We start from the raw sequence: 16,552 nt of genomic DNA, 5'->3' as shown, positions 1-16,552 counted from the left end.
CGGCTGACGTTTTACGGAATCGACCCGAATGACCGATACCTCCGCCTCCCTTGCGATCGTCTTTCCCGGCCAGGGCTCCCAGTCCGTCGGCATGCTCGCCGATCTCGCGGCCGTCCATCCCGAGATGAAGGCGACCTTCGACGAAGCCTCCGAGGGCGCGGGCGTCGACCTGTGGGACATCAGCCAGCACGGCCCCGAGGATGCGCTCAACCGCACCGAGAACACCCAGCCCGCTTTGCTGGCGGCCAGCGTCGCCGTGTGGCGGGTTTATCTGAAGCAGGGCGGTCGCCGCCCGGCCTATCTGTCCGGCCATAGCCTCGGCGAATACAGCGCCCTGGTCGCCGCCGGCGCCCTGTCGTTGACGGATGCGGCTGGCCTGGTCGCCGAGCGCGGCCGCCTGATGCAGGCCGCCGTGCCCACGGGCGTGGGCGCCATGGCCGCGATCCTCGGTGGCGACGATGCACAGATCGCGCAGGTGTGCGACGAGGTGGCGCACGGACAGATCGTGGCTCCGGCGAACTACAACTCGCCGGGTCAGCTGGTGATCGCGGGGCATGCCGAGGCCGTGGACCGCGCGCTCGCGCGGCTGGCGGAGTTGGGCGTGAAGAAGGCCGTGAAGCTCGCCGTATCCGTGCCCTCGCACTGCATGCTGATGCGCGAGGCGGCCGATCGGCTGGGTGAGACGATGGCGGCGCTAACGTGGCGCCTGCCGTCGATCCCCGTGGTGCAGAACGCCGACGCCGCCGTGCATGCCAGCCTCGACGACATCCGGGGCGCGCTGCAGCGCCAGCTCTATCTCCCCGTTCGCTGGACCGGTTGCGTGCAGGCGCTGGCGGTGGTGGGCGTGACCCAAGTGATCGAGTGCGGCCCAGGCAAGGTGCTGTCCGGCCTGGTCAAGCGCATCGACAAATCGATCGAGGCGAAGCCGATCGGCACCCCGGCCGAACTCGACGCGGCCATCGCGGCCTGACGTCCCCTTTCGTAAGGAATCCACGACATGACGCACTCCCTGAAGGGTGAAGTTGCCCTCGTCACCGGCGCCAGCCGCGGCATCGGTGCCGCCATCGCCGACCGTCTCGCCGCGCTCGGGGCCACGGTCTACGGCACCGCCACCAGCGAAGCCGGCGCCAAGGCCATCGGCGACCGCCTGGCGGCGCACGGCGGCCACGGGCGTGTGCTCGACGTGACCGACGCCGCGTCCATCGACGCGCTGGTCGACGCGATCGCGAAAGACACCGGCGCCGTGTCGATCTTGGTGAATAACGCGGGTATCACGCGCGACCAGCTCCTCATGCGCATGAAGGAGGACGACTGGAGCGCCATCATGGATACCAACCTGACGTCCGTGTTCCGGGCGTCCAAGGCCGTGATGCGTGGCATGATGAAGGCTCGCAAGGGCCGCATCATCAGCATCGCGTCGGTGGTGGGCGTCACCGGCAACCCCGGCCAGGCGAATTACGCCGCGGCCAAGGCCGGCATCATCGCGTTTTCCAAGTCGCTGGCCCGCGAGATCGGTTCGCGCGGCATCACGGTCAACGTGGTTGCGCCAGGCTTCATCGATACCGACATGACCCGCGCCCTGCCGGAGGACCAGCGCCAGGCGTTGCTTTCGGGCATTGCCCTGGGCCACCTGGGCGAGAGCGACGACATCGCCGAGGCCGTCGCCTTCCTCGCGTCGTCGGCCGCCAAGTACATCACCGGCGAGACCCTTCACGTCAACGGCGGCATGTATATGCCCTGAGCGGGTCCGGTCCCGGGTCGGGGGAGTCGCCACCGGCCCGTTTTTGAGAGACAATCGTTATTTCGCGCCCGGCACCACCCGGGCGTCTTCCACGTCACGGCGGTAGGTTGGCGGGCCGATGCCCAAGCCACTACAATGCCGCCGGATTTTCCCCTCGGGAGGTTAAGGCAACATGAGCACCATCGAAGAGCGCGTCAAGAAGATCGTCGTTGAACAGCTGGGCGTCAAGGAAGAAGAAGTCACCCCGAACGCCTCGTTCGTGGACGATCTGGGCGCCGACTCGCTCGATACCGTCGAGCTCGTGATGGCCCTCGAAGAGGAATTCGAGTGCGAGATTCCGGACGAAGACGCCGAGAAGATCACGACGGTCCAGCAGGCTGTCGATTACATCAAGGCCCACGTCAAGGCCTGATCGTACGAAGGCTGTCGATCGGGGGCGCCGCCTCCCGTCGATCTCCGAGCGACACGGAAGCTGCGCCGTCATGGCGCAGTTTTCGTTTCCGCAAGTCGTAACCTGCGCGTGCGTATGGTTGCGCGGAAACCGTTGAGGGATGAGAACGCATGAGTAAGCGACGTGTGGTAGTGACCGGCATGGGCATCCTGTCGCCGGTCGGCAACGATCTCGCCACCGCCTGGAAGAACGTCGTCGAGGGTGTGAGCGGCATCGCTCCCATCAGCCCGCTGGAGGGTGTCGACTGGACCAAGTACGCCACGCAGATCGCGGGCGAAGTCCGCGACTTCGATCCGGTGGAAGCCTATTTCGCGGGCGTCGACGCGCCGGATGACGAGAAGCGCGCGATCGCGAAAGACTTCAAGCGGATGGATCCCTTCATCCACTACGGCATCGTCGCCGGCGTGCACGCGTTCCGCCAGTCCGGCCTGCAGGTGACCGACGAAAACGCCGGTCGCATCGGTATCGCCGCGGGTGCCGGCATCGGTGGCCTGCACACGATCGAATCCACGTCCGTCGAGCTGCGCGAGAAGGGCCCCCGCAAGGTATCGCCGTTCTTCGTGCCCAGCTCGATCATCAACATGGTCGCCGGCAACCTGTCGATCTACCTCGGCATGAAGGGGCCGAACATCGCCCTCGTATCGGCGTGCACCACGGCCGCGCACAACATCGGCATGGCCATGCGCCTCATCCAGTACGGCGATGCCGACGCGATGCTCGCCGGCGGCGCCGAATTCGCGACCACGCCCACGGCGATGGCGGGGTTCTGCTCGGCCAAGGCCATGTCCACGCGCAACGACGATCCGGCGCACGCCAGCCGTCCGTGGGACACCGCCCGCGATGGCTTCCTGCTGTCCAACGGTGCGGGCATGCTGATGCTCGAGGAATACGAATTCGCCAAGGCGCGCGGTGCCACCATCCTTGCCGAGATCATCGGCTTCGGCATGAGCGGCGACGCGTACCACATCACCGCGCCCAGCGGCGACGGCGCCGAACTGGCGATGCGCAATGCGCTGCATGACGCCGGCCTCAAGCCCGAAGACGTGCAGTACGTCAACGCGCACGGCACGTCCACCCCGGTCGGCGACCTGGGCGAGGCCAAGGCCATCCGCAACGTGTTTGGCGACCACGCCACCCGCAAGGGTGCGTTCGCCGTCAGCTCCACCAAGTCGGTCACCGGCCACCTGCTCGGTGCCGCCGGCGGCGTGGAGGCGATCTTCTCCATCATGGCGCTGCGCGACGGCATCATTCCGCCCACGATGAACCTCGATAACGTCGACCCGGAGGTCGCCGCGCTCGGCATGGACCTCGTGCCGAACAAGGCCGAAAAAGCCGATCTCACGGTGGCTCTATCCAACTCGTTCGGCTTCGGCGGCACAAACGGGACGCTCGTCTTCCGACGCGCCTGACGCCACGTTGGCTTTCGTCACCCGCACCCTGGCCGGCCGGCGCGACCTCCTCGCGCCGGCCGCGTCGTATCGGGACCGGTATCCCGCCCTGCTGGCCAGCGCGGTCACCGGCACGCCCCAGTCGCGCTTCGACATCCTCTTCGCCGCGGGCGACGGCCTGCTGATCCTGTCCGCCGACGGGCGCGTTTGCGACGAGAACGGCGACGAGGTCGAGGGCCCCTTCCTCGACGCACTCGATCGCGCGTGGTGTCGGGACCGCCGGCCGCGTGTCGACGACGGCCTGCCGTTCCATGGCGGCTGGTTCATCTACCTCGCTTACGAGCTGGTCGGGCAGATCGAGCCATCGCTGCGCTTGCCCCCGTCGTCCGGTGCGCTTCCCGTGGCTTTCGCGTTGCGCACGCCAGCGGCCGCCATCGTCGACCACGTCGCCGGTTGCACGACGCTCGTGGCGGAGGAGGGGAGCGAGGCGTGGCTCGACGTTCTCGACGCGGATCTGGCCGTCGCGCCGCACGATCTCGTGCTGCCGCCGCCGCTCGCGGTCGACGAGGACGACCCGGCGCGTTTCCTCGATGGCGTCGCCCGCGTGCATGCGCACCTCCAGGCCGGCGACGTGTTCCAGGTGAATCTTTCGCGCCGCTGGGCGGCCCATTTCGCCGCCGCACCCGCCCCGGCCGCGCTGATGGACGCTCTGCGCCGGGCGAACCCCGCGCCGTTTGCCGGCCTCCTGCAGCAGCCGGGCTGGGCGGTGGTCAGTTCGTCGCCCGAGCGTCTGGTGGCCTCGCGCGGCGGCCACTTGCAGACCCGGCCGATCGCCGGCACCCGACCGCGCGTGACCGGCGACGACGACGCGGCGCGCATTCGCGAACTCACCGCGCACCCCAAGGAGCGCGCCGAGCACGTGATGCTCATCGACCTGGAACGTAACGATCTCGGTCGCCTCTGCGTGCCGGGCAGCGTGAAGGTCGACGAACTCATGGTGGTGGAGAGTTACGCCCACGTGCACCACATCGTGTCGAACGTGGTCGGACGGGCCCGCGACGGCGTGACCCCGGGACAGGTCATCGCGGCGACGTTTCCCGGCGGCACGATCACCGGCTGTCCAAAGGTGCGTTGCATGCAGATCATCGGTGCCATCGAGCAGGCCCCGCGGGGCGCCTATACCGGCGCGTTCGGCTACCTCGATCGTGATGGCGACATGGATCTCAACATCCTGATCCGCACGTTCACCGCGGAGGGCAGCACGGTGTCCTGGCGCGCCGGCGCCGGCATCGTGACCGACTCCGTGGCGGAGAAAGAGCTGGACGAAACCCGGGCCAAGGCGCGTGGCCTCCTGCGCGCGTTCGGCGCAGCATGAGCGCGCGTTTCTCCGTGAATTTCGTCGATGGCGCCGCGGTATCCGCCGCCGATCGCGGCGTCGCCTATGGCGACGGCCTGTTCGAGACGCTGCGTGTCGTCGAAGGGCATATGCCGCTGTGGGACCGGCACATGGCGCGCCTGCGCGCCGGCTGCGAACGCCTGCGCCTACCCTCGCCCGATGCCGATACCTTGCGGGTCGAGATCGGGCGGCTTTGCCATGACCTGCCCGACGCGGTGGTCCGTGTCACCTGGACGCGTGGCGAAGGCGAGCGGGGATACGCCTTGCCGGCTTCGGCGAAGCCGACACTGGTCGTACAGGTCGCGCCGCTCGCGCTCGATCCCGCGGCCTATCGTGACGGCATCGCGGTGCGGCTCTGCGAGACGCCGCTGGCGCTCCAGCCCGCGCTGGCCGGCATGAAACACCTGAACCGGCTCGAACAGGTGCTCGCGCGTGCCGAATGGGATGGAACGGCCTGGGGCGAAGGCCTGATGTGCTCGACCGCGGGTGACCTGACGTGCGCCACGGCGGCGAACCTCTTCGCGATCTTCGGCGACCGCTGGGCGACGCCGCCAGTCACCGCGTGCGGTGTCGCCGGCGTGGCGAGGGCCGAGGTGCTGGCCTGTCGCGACGTCGCCGTCGAGGTACTTCGGCCCGACGAACTCGTGCGCGCCGATGAGGTCTTCCTCACATCAGCCGTTCGCGGCATTCTCCCAGTCCGTGAGTTCGCCGGCAGGCGATGGGTTCCCGGTCCCGCCGTCCGTGCGTTGCAGGCACACTGGCGCTCCCTGGGCCTGCCTCTGCCCCTGTTCGAAGGATGGTCCAAGTGATGAAGGTGCGTGGCGTCGCCCTGTGGCGAGCGATCCTGTTGGCGGTCGTGGTGGCGTTGATCGCCGCGGGCGCTTGGACCTGGTACGACTGGGCCCGTTTCGCCCGTACGCCGCTGACGATCCCTTCGGGCGTGCAGAGCATCGACGTGGCGCGCGGCACGTCGTTCAAGAACCTCGTACGCGAGTTGCGTGCCCGCGGCGCCACCACGGCCTCCCCGCTCTACTGGCGCGTGCTGGCGACGGAGATGCATGCGGCCGGGCACCTGCACGCCGGCGAATACGCTTTGCGGCCGGGGATGACGCCGCGCGACCTCCTGCGCGACATGGCCCTGGGCAAGGTCGTGCAGCACTACTTCACCATCGTCGAAGGCTGGACGTTCGCCGAGTTCCGCCGCGTGCTCGCCACCGTGCCCACCCTGACGCACGACATGACCGAGGTCGACGACGCCGACCTCATGAAGCGTCTCGGTGCGGAAGGCGACGAGCCCGAGGGTCGCTTCCTCCCGGAGACCTACGCTTACATCAAGGGAGACCCCGAGTCGGCGATCATGAAGCGCGCCCACGACGCGATGACGCGGCTCCTCGACGCGGAATGGCCCAGGCGCGCGCCCGACCTGCCGCTGGCCTCGCCCTACGAGGCGCTGATCCTGGCGTCGATCGTCGAGAAGGAAACGGGCAGGGCGGACGAACGGCCGCGAATCGCCGGCGTCTTCGTCCGTCGCCTGCAGCAACGCATGCTGCTGCAGACCGATCCGAGTGTCATCTACGGGCTGGGTGCGGCCTATGACGGCAACATCCACAAGAGCGACCTGACCACCGACACGCCCTACAATACCTACACCCGGGTGGGGCTGCCGCCGACGCCGATCGCCTTGCCGGGACGGGCCGCCATCCAGGCGGCGCTGCACCCGGAGAGCGGCAAATCGCTCTATTTCGTGGCCCGCGGCGATGGCAGCCATGTGTTTTCCGATACCCTCGAAGAACACAACCGGGCCGTGGCCTGCTACCAGTTGAAGCGATGCAAGTGATGTCCCTCTCCCTCCATGGCGGAGCGCGCGCGTGAGCCCGCGGCCTTGGCATGCCGATGCCTGGGCGCGGCTTCAGGCGCGCCGCGAACGCGATGCGCTGCCGCACGCGCTGCTGCTCGCTGGCCCCTTTGGGCTGGGCAAGCGCGAGTTCATGGCGGCGTTCGTCAAGGGTCTGTTGTGTCAGCGCCCCAGCGATGGCCACGCCTGCGGTACCTGTCGCAGCTGCCAGTTCGTGGCGGCCGGCACGCACCCCGATCTCATCGCCCTGTCGTTCGGCCAGCGCAAGGACGGAGTTACCCGCAGCGAAATCGTGGTCGACCAGATCCGTGAGCTGTCCCAGCGCCTGGCCATGGCGAGCCAGTTCGGCGGCTGGCAGGTCGTGAGCATCGATCCGGCCGACGCGATGAATGCAGCCGCCGCCAATGCCTTGCTGAAGACGCTGGAAGAACCGACCCCCGCCACCCTGCTCATGCTGGTCGCGGACGAGCCGGCCCGTCTACCGGCGACGATCCGCAGCCGCTGCCAGCGCATCGATTTCCTCGTGCCGTCGCGTGAAGCCTCGCTGGCGTGGCTGCGCGCCGAGAGCGTGACCGACCCGGTCGCGGCGCTGGACGCGGCGGGCGGCAATCCCGGACTGGCCCGTACCTGGGCTGCCGACGGCGCGCTCAAGCAGCGCGGCGAAGTGCGACACGACCTCAAGGCCCTCGCGGCCGGCCGCGGGGATCCCCTCGAGGTGGTCAAGCGCTGGCAAGCCTCGGACGCGCCCCGTTACCTCTGGTTCGCCGCGCAGGCCGTCACCGACGAGCTCCGCGCGCGCGCCGCCGGGGGCGACGCGCCGCTGGAGAGTCGGCTCGACGACGAGTCGTTGGATGCCTGGTACATGCGGGCGAACCGCGCGCGCGATGCGCTGCGCGGGCCGCTCCGCGCCGACCTGGTACTTCTCGAACTCATCGCGGCGTGGCGTTGACGCGGCCTTTCGTATGGATGAGCGCTAATCGGCACGACCGTACGTATGCCGGAACCCTCTCGACCCGTGCCTGACCTGCTCCCTATCGACCGACAGACTCGCCTGCTGGTCGTCGCTCCCCATCCCGACGACGAAACCCTGGGTGCCGGCCTCTTGATCCAGCGCGTGCTCGCCACCGGTGGCGACGTGGACGTGCTCCTGCTGACCGATGGCGACGACAACCCCTGGCCGCAGCGGTGGCTTGAACGGCGCGTGTTCATCGGCCGCCGTGCCCGGGCCCGGTGGGGCCGGCGCCGTCGCGGCGAGGCCCTGGCGGCGCTCGGCCGCCTGGGTGTCACCGCCGACCGGCTTCACGCGCTCGGCTGGCACGACATGCAGGTGACCCGGGCCCTGCGCTGCGACCACGGCGTGGCCGTGAAGCGGGTGGGGGAGGTCGTCGCCGGGGTTCGGCCCACCCTCGTGCTGCTACCGGCGCTGTCCGACACCCACCCCGACCACTCCGCCGCCCACGTGCTGGTACGCCTTGCGCTGTGGGAAGCCAGAAGTGCGGCCGCGGTACTGACCTATGCCATCCACGGCGGCGCGGCGTGCGGGGCTGCCGCGCCGCTCCTCGTGGATGCCGCGCACCTTGCCACGAAGATGGCGGCCATGGGCGAACACATCACGCAGATGGCCCTGAGCCGCGAACGCATGATGGGCTATGCCCGGCGCCCGGAGATCCATCGGGCCGCGCCGCCGGCCGGCGCGGGTGGGCTGCTGCGGCTTCCCTGGCATCCCGGACCGATCGCCCGCGCCCGCCTGCGCGTGATGCTCTCCGACGGGCAGGGCACCGTCGTCTGGCCGTGGCGGCGGGCGCCGCTGGCCTGTGTCGACGGTGACTGGGTGCTGACATTGCGCGAGCCCGCGGGCCCGGCCTTCGTCAAACTCACCGCCGACATGGCCACGCCATGGATCCATGACCGATACGGCTGGACCTGCCGGGGCCTGGCTCGCTAGGATTCCCCGTCACCGGAGAGTCATCGCCATGAACGCCAACGCTTCCGCGCCGCGCCAGCAGGGCATCCTGTCCCTGAAGATCAAGGACGTGAACTCCCTGTACATCTCGTACATGCCGTTCCTGAAGAACGGGGGGCTCTTCGCGCCCACTGCCCAGCGCTACACCCTGGGCGACGAAGTGGCGCTCCTCGTGTCCCTCCTGGAAGAAGGCGAGCGCCTCTCGGTCGCCGGCAAGGTGGTCTGGATCACCCCCGTGGGCGCCCAGGGCAACCGTACGGCCGGGGTGGGCATCCAGTTCAGCGAGTCCCCGGAGAGCGAAGCGGCCCGCCAACGTATCGAGAGCTTGCTCGCCGGCAGCCTGGCGTCCGAGCGCCCTACCCAGACGATGTGAGGGTCGTCCTCACGCCGGGCGTAAGACTTTGCACCCTCCGGATGCAGTTTTCCTCGTATTAATACTTGTCGTCTTACCTGCACGCGCTGGTACAATAGTTCGGTTACCCAACGTGAGATTGTGGATATCCGGAGTCGTTGGCGCGCCTGTCGCGCTGACACGGATGGGTCCATTTGGATCGATTCGATAAAAGCTCCGGCGTTCTAGCCGGACCGCTCGTCCCCGCCGACGGTCACTGATGCGCCCAGTGAGGCGCGGAGGTACGCAGCATCGTGCTCGCCCAATATTGGCCCGTCCTGTTGTTCATCGCCGTGGCCGTCGGCCTAGGCATCGTGCTCATGGTGCTCGGCATGCTCGCCGGTCCGCGCCGCCCCGACGCCGAAAAACTCTCGCCCTACGAGTGCGGCTTCGAGGCCTTCGAGGACGCGCGCATGAAGTTCGACGTGCGCTACTACCTCATCGCCATCCTCTTCATCATCTTCGACCTCGAAATCGCCTTCCTGTTTCCGTGGGCAGTGGTGTTCGACAAGATCGGCGCCATCGCGCTGATCGAGATGGCGCTGTTCCTCGCGCTGCTCGTGGTCGGTTTCGCTTACGTCTGGAAGAAGGGAGCACTCGAATGGGAGTGATGACCACCATCGACCGGGTGATGCACAACCCGGAGCCGCTGAACCTCGTCGACGATATCATCCGCCCGACCGGCGACGCCCCGATGCCGCAGCGCGGCTTCGGCGTCACCAGCGTCGACGCCCTGATGAACTGGGCCCGCACCGGCTCGATGTGGCCGATGACCTTCGGCCTGGCCTGTTGCGCCGTCGAAATGATGCACGCGGGCGCGGCGCGCCTGGACCTGGACCGCTTCGGCGTCGTGTTCCGCCCGAGCCCCCGTCAGTCCGACGTGATGATCGTGGCCGGCACGCTGGTCAACAAGATGGCCCCCGCGCTGCGCAAGGTCTACGACCAGATGCCCGAGCCGAAGTGGGTCATCTCGATGGGCTCGTGCGCGAACGGTGGTGGCTACTACCACTATTCCTATTCGGTCGTGCGCGGCTGCGACCGCATCGTGCCGGTCGACATCTACGTGCCGGGTTGCCCGCCGACGGCGGAAGCGCTGATCCACGGGATCCTGCAGCTGCAGAAGAAGATCCGCCGTACCCACACGATCGCGCGCTAAGGGCTGCCTCATGAGCGTTAACAACGAGACCTCGCTGGTCGAACGCCTTGCCGCGCGCTTCGGCGACATGCTGACCGTGAAGGTCGACCGCAACGAAGTCACCGCCGAGGTCGCCGCGCGCGACCTCTCGTCCGTGGCGCTCGCGCTGCGTGACGAGGCGGGCTTCCGCTTCACCGTTTTCATCGATGCGTGCGGCGTCGATTACCTGGGTTACGGCAAGGTCGAGTGGGACACCGATACCGCGCAGGGCGAAAGCTTCTCGCGAGGCGTCGAGGCCCAGGCCGTCGGCCGTTTCACCTGGGAAGAGCGTCCGCGTCAGGTCGAGCAGGCCCGGCGCTTCGCCGTGGTCTATCACCTGCTGTCGATCGAACTGAACCAGCGCATCCGCGTGCGCGTGTTCTGCGACGACGAGCATTTCCCGGTGGTGGCCTCGGTCACCTCGGTGTGGCCGGGTGCCGACTGGTTCGAGCGCGAGGCGTTCGATCTCTACGGGATCATCTTCGAAGGTCATCCCGACCTGCGCCGCATCCTCACCGACTACGGCTTCGTGGGGCATCCGTTCCGCAAGGATTTCCCCCTCATCGGCAACGTCGAAGTCCGCTACGACCCCGAACAGAAGCGCGTGGTGTACGAACCGGTTTCGATCGAGCCGCGCGTGCTGGTGCCGCGCACGATCCGCAACGACGCCGACCTCGATCAGGCCAGGGCGGAAGCCGCCGACAACTGGCGGGAGAATTAAGCCGTGGAAGAAATCCGCAATTACACGATGAACTTCGGCCCGCAGCATCCGGCCGCGCACGGCGTGCTCCGCCTGGTGCTGGAGATGGACGGTGAAACGGTCGTCCGTGCCGACCCGCACATCGGCCTGCTCCATCGCGGTACCGAGAAGCTGGCCGAGTCCAAGCCGTTCAACCAGTCCATCGGCTACATGGACCGCCTCGACTACGTGTCGATGATGTGCAACGAGCACGCCTACGTGCGCGCCATCGAGAACCTCATGGGGATCGAGGCGCCGGTGCGCGCGCAGTACATCCGCACGATGTTCGACGAGATCACCCGCATCCTGAACCACCTGATGTGGGTCGGTTCCAACGCGCTCGACCTGGGCGCGATGGCGGTGTTCCTCTATGCGTTCCGTGAGCGCGAAGAGCTGATGGACGTCTACGAGGCGGTCTCGGGCGCGCGCATGCATGCCGCGTACTACCGCCCCGGTGGTGTCTATCGCGATCTCCCCGAGCAGATGTCCAAGTACCGCGAATCGCCGTGGCACAAGGGCGGCGACCTCAAGCGCCTCAACGCGTGGCGCGAGGGCTCGATGCTCGACTACCTCACCGAGTTCACCAACGATTTCCCGGCCCGCGTCGACGAGTACGAGTCGCTGCTGACCAACAACCGCATCTGGAAACAGCGCACCGTCGGCATCGGCGTGGTCGATCCCGAGCGCGCCCAGGGGTGGGGCATGACCGGCGCGATGCTGCGCGGCTCGGGTATCGCGTGGGATCTGCGCAAGAAGCAGCCCTACGCCATGTACGATAAAATGGACTTCGACATCCCGGTCGGCGTCAATGGCGACTGCTACGACCGTTACCTCGTGCGCGTGGAAGAAATGCGCCAGTCCAACCGCATCATCCGCCAGTGCGTCGATTGGCTGAAGGCCAACCCGGGCCCGGTGATGGTGCAGAACTACAAGGTCGCTCCGCCCAGCCGTGTCGAAATGAAGAACGACATGGAAGCGCTGATCCATCACTTCAAGCTCTTCACCGAGGGCTACGGCGTGCCGGCCGGCGAAACCTACGCCGCGGTCGAGGCGCCCAAGGGTGAGTTCGGCTGCTATCTGGTGTCCGACGGTGCCAACAAGCCATTCCGCGTGCACCTGCGCGCGCCGGGTTTCGCGCACCTGTCTTCGATGGACGCGTTCGTCCGGGGCCACATGCTCGCCGACGTCGTCGCGATGATCGGCACCTACGATCTCGTCTTCGGCGAAGTCGACCGCTAAGTCGACGGAGTAAAGAATCATGAAAGCCACCGGTCATTTCGAGCAGGTGAAGGACGTCGATCCTTTCGTCGTGCTCAACGATCACACCCGTGCCCACATCGATCACTGGGTGAGCAAGTTTCCGCCGGATCGCAAGCGCTCGGCGCTGATCCAGGGCCTGATGGGCGCGCAGGAGCAGAACCAGGGCTACCTCACCGACGAGCTGATCACTGCCGTCGCGAAGTACCTCGACCTGCCGCCGATCTGGGCCTACGAGGTCTCCACGTTCTATTCGATGTTCGAGACGACGCCCGTCGGTCGAAACAACGTCGCCATCTGCACCAACATCTCGTGCTGGCTCAACGGTGCCGAAGGCATCGTGCGCCACTGCGAGAAGAAGCTGGGCATCAAGACCGGTGAAAGCACCGCCGACGGCCGTGTCTACCTCAAACAGGAAGAGGAATGCCTGGCCGCGTGCGCGGGCGGTCCGATGATGGTCGTCAACGGTCATTACCACGAGAAGCTGACGACCGAAAAGGTCGACGCGATCCTCGACGGTCTCAAGTGAGGTAAGGGCAATGGCTAGCACCACCGGTCCGGTCGGACCCGCTCCCAAGGAACACCAGGTCGTCTACACGACCCTGCATTTCGAAAAGCCCTGGTCGCTCGAAAGCTACGAGAAGGTCGACGGCTGGAAGGCCTGGCGCAAGATTCTCGCCGAGAAGCCCGATCCCGCCGCGCTGATCGAAGAGATCAAGAAGAGCGCGCTGCGCGGCCGCGGCGGCGCCGGGTTCCCCACCGGCCTGAAGTGGTCGTTCATGCCGCGCACCGCGCCGGGCCAGAAGTACATCCTGTGCAACTCCGACGAATCCGAGCCGGGCACCTGCAAGGACCGTGACATCCTGCGCTTCAACCCGCACGCCGTGCTCGAGGGCCTGGCGATCGCGTGTTATTGCACGGGTTCCACGGTGGCCTACAACTACCTGCGCGGCGAGTTCCATCACGAGCCGTTCGAGCACATCGAAGAGGCCCTGAAGGAAGCCTATGCCGCCGGCCTGCTGGGCAAGGACATCGATGGCACGGGCGTCGACGTCGACATCTATAACGCGCTCGGCGCGGGTGCGTACATCTGCGGCGAAGAAACCGCGTTGATGGAATCGCTCGAGGGCAAGAAGGGCCAGCCGCGCTTCAAGCCGCCGTTCCCGGCCGGCTTCGGTCTCTACGGCCGTCCGACCACCATCAACAACACCGAGACCTACGCGTCGGTGCCGGCCATCCTGCGCAACGGCGCGGAATGGTTCCTCAACATCGGCAAGCCGAACAACGGCGGCCCGAAGATCTTCTCGGTCTCCGGCCACGTGAACAACCCGGGCAATTTCGAGATCAAGCTCGGCACGCCGTTCGCCGACCTGCTGGAGATGGCGGGTGGCGTGCGGAACGGCCACGCCCTGAAAGCGGTGATCCCGGGCGGCTCCTCGATGAAGGTGCTGCCGGCCGACAAGATGATGGAATGCACCATGGACTACGACTCGCTGCAGAAAGCGGGATCGGGCCTGGGTTCGGGCGCCGTCATCGTGATGGACGAAAAGACCTGCATGGTGCGCGCCTGCCATCGCATCTCGCGCTTCTACAAGGCGGAGTCGTGCGGGCAGTGCACGCCGTGCCGCGAAGGCACCGGCTGGATGTACCGCGTGCTGACCCGCATCGTGGAAGGCAAGGGCACGCAGGACGACCTGCACCGCCTGAAGGCGGTCGCCGGCCAGATCGAAGGGCACACCATCTGCGCCTTCGGCGAAGCCGCCGCCTGGCCGGTGCAGGGGTTCCTGCACCACTTCTGGCACGAATTCGAATACTACGTGGAGCACGGCCGTTCGATCGTCGACGGCCCGGCTGACACGGTCACCAGTGGAGTCGCTGCATGAGTGCGCAGCCCGTAGCCCATGCCGCGCCGGATCTCGTCAACATCGAGATCGACGGCGTTCCGGTGCAGGTCGCCAAGGGGTCGATGATCATCCAGGCGGCTGATGCCGTCGGTATCCCCATCCCGCGCTTCTGCTACCACCGCAAGCTCCCGATCGCCGCCAACTGCCGCATGTGCCTGGTGGAAATCGAGAAGATGCCCAAGCCGGCCCCGGCCTGCGCCACGCCGGTGGGCGAGGGCATGAAGGTCTTCACGCGTTCCGACAAGGCGCTCAAGTCCCAGCGCAACGTGATGGAGTTCCTGCTCATCAACCACCCGCTCGACTGCCCGATCTGCGACCAGGGCGGCGAGTGCGAATTGCAGGACGTCTCGCTCGGCTACGGCCGCTCGGTGTCCCGCTACGTCGAACGCAAGCGCACGGTGGCCGACGAGAACATCGGGCCGCTGATCGCCACCGAAATGACCCGGTGCATCCAGTGCACGCGCTGCGTCCGCTTCACCAGCGAGATCGCAGGCACCTACGAACTGGGCGGCATGAGCCGTGGCGAAACGCTCGAGATCGGCACCTACATCGGCAAGACCATCGAGAGCGAACTGTCGGGCAACATCATCGACGTCTGCCCGGTGGGTGCGCTGACCAACAAGCCGTTCCAGTTCCAGGCCCGCGCGTGGGAACTGATCGCCCGTCCGTCCATCGGCTACCACGACGCGCTGGGTTCCAACTTGTGGATGCACACGCGTCGCGGCGAAGTGCTGCGCAACGTGCCGCGCGACAACGAGACGATCAACGAGTGCTGGCTGTCCGACCGCGATCGCTACAGCCATCAGGGCCTGTATGCCGCCGACCGCGTGACGTCGCCGATGGTCAAGCGTAACGGCCAGTGGTCGGCCACCACGTGGGACGACGCGCTCTCGGTGGCCCGCGAGGCGCTCAAGAGCGTCGCCGGCGCCGATCTCGGCGTGCTGGTGCACGGCGCTACCTCGAACGAGGAGGGCGAGCTGATCGTCCGCCTCGCCCGTGGCCTGGGCAGCGCCCATGTCGATCATCGCCTGCGTCAGCTCGACTTCGCCGACAACGCGTTCGCGAAGCCGTTCGCTTCGACCATCGCCTCGTTCGACAAGGTGACGTCCGCGCTGCTGGTCGGTTCCGACCTGCGCCACGAAGTGCCGCTGCTCAACCACCGCATCCGCCAGGCGGTGAAGAAGGGTGCGAAGGTCTATGCCGTAAACCCCGCGCACTTCCACTTCAACTATCCCCTGGCCGGCGAAGCCGTGGCCGCGCCGCACGCGCTGGTGGACGAGCTGCTGATGCTCGCCCGCGCGGCGACCGACAACGGCGCGACCGCACCGGAGGCGCTCGCCGCCGCCATCGGCGGTGCGCAGACCAGCGACGCCCATCGCGATGCGATCAAGGCCCTGTCGTCGGACGGTGCCGTGGTCATCTTCGGCCACGCCGCCGCGACGCACCCCGAGGCCTCGTGGCTGCGTGCCATCGCCCGCTTCATTGCGCAGGCGAGCGGTGCGGCGTTCAACGAGTTGCCGCTGGGCGCCAATGCGATCGGTCTGTCGTCGGTGGGCGTGCTGCCGACCGCGGGTGGTCTCGACGCCCGCGCGATGCTGGCGCAACCGCGCAAGGGCTATATCCTCTATAACGTCGAACCGCCGCACGACTTCGCCGACGGCGCGCTCGCGCTCCAGGCGATGCACTCGGCGCAGACCGTCGTGGCCTTCGCGGCCTATGCGAGCGATGCGCTCAAGGATTCCGCCGATGTCATCCTGCCGATCGCGCTGACGCCGGAAATCGACGCCACGCTGGTCAACGTCGAAGGCACGGCGCAGGCCGTCGCCGCCGGTGCCAAGGCGCCGGGTGACGCGCGTCCGGGTTGGAAGGTTCTCCGTGCCCTGGGCGGCATGCTCGGTGTGGCCGGTTTCGAGTTCGACGACCTTGCCGGCCTGCGTGACGGCCTGACCGAGCGCCCGACGGAGTGGCGTGCGCAGCTCGCCACGCGTGCGTCGGGCGTCACGTTCTCCCGCCTGGCGACGATGCCGATCTACCGCATCGACGCGGTGCTTCGCCGTGCCGCCGCACTCAACGCGCATCCGCTCAACCGTCCGGCCGCCGTGCGCATCAACGCGGACGAGGCGGGCAAGCTGGGTCTCGCCGAAGGTGGCCATGTCCGCGTGGGCGACACCGTGCTGCCGCTTGCCATCGACGACGCGATGCCCGCAGGCGCCGCGTGGATCGAAGCCGCGCTTCCCGAAACCGCGATGCTGCCCCCGTATGGCGCGGCCATCACCCTGAGCAAGGCGTAAAC

The 16,552-nt window shown here is 67.5% G+C and carries 17 protein-coding genes; all 17 read left to right on the top strand.

Translation table 11 applies throughout. The features are described from left to right. Positions 1-28 precede the first annotated feature (28 nt). Positions 29-970 (top strand): ACP S-malonyltransferase, encoded by a 942-nt coding sequence (gene fabD, locus PI246_RS05860; RefSeq protein ID WP_320550374.1) that lies wholly within the window; start codon positions 29-31, stop codon positions 968-970. Between the two features lie 27 nt (positions 971-997). Continuing rightward, the gene (gene fabG, locus PI246_RS05855) at positions 998-1,741 is read left to right on the top strand and encodes a 3-oxoacyl-ACP reductase FabG (RefSeq protein WP_320550373.1); all 744 of its coding nucleotides are present in this window, start codon (positions 998-1,000) and stop codon (positions 1,739-1,741) included. A gap of 172 nt (positions 1,742-1,913) precedes the next feature. Then, the gene (acpP, locus tag PI246_RS05850; RefSeq protein WP_320550372.1) at positions 1,914-2,153 is read left to right on the top strand and encodes an acyl carrier protein; all 240 of its coding nucleotides are present in this window, start codon (positions 1,914-1,916) and stop codon (positions 2,151-2,153) included. 149 nt (positions 2,154-2,302) lie between these two features. Then, the gene (fabF, locus tag PI246_RS05845) at positions 2,303-3,601 is read left to right on the top strand and encodes a beta-ketoacyl-ACP synthase II (protein WP_320550371.1); all 1,299 of its coding nucleotides are present in this window, start codon (positions 2,303-2,305) and stop codon (positions 3,599-3,601) included. A 7-nt stretch (positions 3,602-3,608) separates the two neighbouring features. Beyond that, positions 3,609-4,955, top strand: coding sequence for an aminodeoxychorismate synthase component I (locus tag PI246_RS05840; RefSeq protein WP_407069786.1), 1,347 nt, complete (start codon positions 3,609-3,611; stop codon positions 4,953-4,955). Further along, positions 4,952-5,785, top strand: a complete 834-nt coding sequence (gene pabC / locus PI246_RS05835; protein ID WP_320550370.1) for an aminodeoxychorismate lyase — start codon at positions 4,952-4,954, stop codon at positions 5,783-5,785. Before PI246_RS05840 ends, pabC begins: the two co-directional genes overlap by 4 nt. Continuing rightward, positions 5,785-6,813 (top strand): endolytic transglycosylase MltG, encoded by a 1,029-nt coding sequence (mltG, locus tag PI246_RS05830; RefSeq protein WP_320550369.1) that lies wholly within the window; start codon positions 5,785-5,787, stop codon positions 6,811-6,813. Before pabC ends, mltG begins: the two co-directional genes overlap by 1 nt. Positions 6,814-6,844: 31 nt before the next feature. After that, positions 6,845-7,780, top strand: a complete 936-nt coding sequence (holB, locus tag PI246_RS05825) for a DNA polymerase III subunit delta' (protein WP_320550368.1) — start codon at positions 6,845-6,847, stop codon at positions 7,778-7,780. Between the two features lie 66 nt (positions 7,781-7,846). Continuing rightward, positions 7,847-8,776 (top strand): PIG-L deacetylase family protein, encoded by a 930-nt coding sequence (locus PI246_RS05820; protein ID WP_320550367.1) that lies wholly within the window; start codon positions 7,847-7,849, stop codon positions 8,774-8,776. Between the two features lie 28 nt (positions 8,777-8,804). Next, positions 8,805-9,167 carry a PilZ domain-containing protein gene (locus PI246_RS05815; protein WP_320550366.1) on the top strand — a complete coding sequence of 121 codons (363 nt, stop codon included), beginning with the start codon at positions 8,805-8,807 and terminating at the stop codon, positions 9,165-9,167. 272 nt (positions 9,168-9,439) lie between these two features. Further along, positions 9,440-9,796 carry an NADH-quinone oxidoreductase subunit A gene (locus PI246_RS05810; protein WP_247367646.1) on the top strand — a complete coding sequence of 119 codons (357 nt, stop codon included), beginning with the start codon at positions 9,440-9,442 and terminating at the stop codon, positions 9,794-9,796. Further along, entirely contained in the window at positions 9,787-10,341 is a 555-nt protein-coding gene (locus PI246_RS05805; RefSeq protein ID WP_320550365.1) for a NuoB/complex I 20 kDa subunit family protein, read from the top strand. The genes PI246_RS05810 and PI246_RS05805 overlap by 10 nt, the downstream gene beginning before the upstream one ends. A 10-nt stretch (positions 10,342-10,351) precedes the next feature. Further along, on the top strand, positions 10,352-11,080 hold the full coding sequence (locus PI246_RS05800) for an NADH-quinone oxidoreductase subunit C (RefSeq protein WP_320550364.1): 729 nt from the start codon (positions 10,352-10,354) through the stop codon (positions 11,078-11,080). 27 nt (positions 11,081-11,107) lie between these two features. After that, entirely contained in the window at positions 11,108-12,337 is a 1,230-nt protein-coding gene (locus PI246_RS05795; protein ID WP_320551196.1) for an NADH-quinone oxidoreductase subunit D, read from the top strand. A 19-nt stretch (positions 12,338-12,356) separates the two neighbouring features. After that, on the top strand, positions 12,357-12,884 hold the full coding sequence (gene nuoE, locus PI246_RS05790; RefSeq protein ID WP_320550363.1) for an NADH-quinone oxidoreductase subunit NuoE: 528 nt from the start codon (positions 12,357-12,359) through the stop codon (positions 12,882-12,884). A gap of 10 nt (positions 12,885-12,894) precedes the next feature. After that, positions 12,895-14,238 carry an NADH-quinone oxidoreductase subunit NuoF gene (nuoF, locus tag PI246_RS05785; protein WP_320550362.1) on the top strand — a complete coding sequence of 448 codons (1,344 nt, stop codon included), beginning with the start codon at positions 12,895-12,897 and terminating at the stop codon, positions 14,236-14,238. Continuing rightward, a complete protein-coding gene (nuoG, locus tag PI246_RS05780; protein ID WP_320550361.1) occupies positions 14,235-16,550 on the top strand; it encodes an NADH-quinone oxidoreductase subunit NuoG in 2,316 nt (771 codons plus the stop codon). The genes nuoF and nuoG overlap by 4 nt, the downstream gene beginning before the upstream one ends. The last annotated feature ends 2 nt before the right edge of the window (positions 16,551-16,552 follow it).

Origin of the sequence: Luteibacter sahnii (assembly GCF_034063545.1) — a bacterium.
In the GTDB taxonomy this organism is placed as follows: Bacteria; Pseudomonadota; Gammaproteobacteria; order Xanthomonadales; family Rhodanobacteraceae; genus Luteibacter; species Luteibacter sahnii.
This window is presented reverse-complemented; position numbering and strand designations above follow the sequence as displayed.

Bases quoted from the DNA above. Each gene is read 5' to 3' on its own strand.
- fabF (WP_320550371.1), top strand. From the start codon at position 2,303: ATGAGTAAGCGACGTGTGGTAGTGACCGGCATGGGCATCCTGTCGCCG.
- nuoE (WP_320550363.1), top strand. From the start codon at position 12,357: ATGAAAGCCACCGGTCATTTCGAGCAGGTGAAGGACGTCGATCCTTTC.
- acpP (WP_320550372.1), top strand. From the start codon at position 1,914: ATGAGCACCATCGAAGAGCGCGTCAAGAAGATCGTCGTTGAACAGCTG.
- nuoF (WP_320550362.1), top strand. From the start codon at position 12,895: ATGGCTAGCACCACCGGTCCGGTCGGACCCGCTCCCAAGGAACACCAG.
- fabD (WP_320550374.1), top strand. From the start codon at position 29: ATGACCGATACCTCCGCCTCCCTTGCGATCGTCTTTCCCGGCCAGGGC.
- PI246_RS05800 (WP_320550364.1), top strand. From the start codon at position 10,352: ATGAGCGTTAACAACGAGACCTCGCTGGTCGAACGCCTTGCCGCGCGC.
- mltG (WP_320550369.1), top strand. From the start codon at position 5,785: ATGAAGGTGCGTGGCGTCGCCCTGTGGCGAGCGATCCTGTTGGCGGTC.
- PI246_RS05815 (WP_320550366.1), top strand. From the start codon at position 8,805: ATGAACGCCAACGCTTCCGCGCCGCGCCAGCAGGGCATCCTGTCCCTG.
- PI246_RS05805 (WP_320550365.1), top strand. From the start codon at position 9,787: ATGGGAGTGATGACCACCATCGACCGGGTGATGCACAACCCGGAGCCG.
- pabC (WP_320550370.1), top strand. From the start codon at position 4,952: ATGAGCGCGCGTTTCTCCGTGAATTTCGTCGATGGCGCCGCGGTATCC.
- fabG (WP_320550373.1), top strand. From the start codon at position 998: ATGACGCACTCCCTGAAGGGTGAAGTTGCCCTCGTCACCGGCGCCAGC.
- PI246_RS05795 (WP_320551196.1), top strand. From the start codon at position 11,108: ATGAACTTCGGCCCGCAGCATCCGGCCGCGCACGGCGTGCTCCGCCTG.
- nuoG (WP_320550361.1), top strand. From the start codon at position 14,235: ATGAGTGCGCAGCCCGTAGCCCATGCCGCGCCGGATCTCGTCAACATC.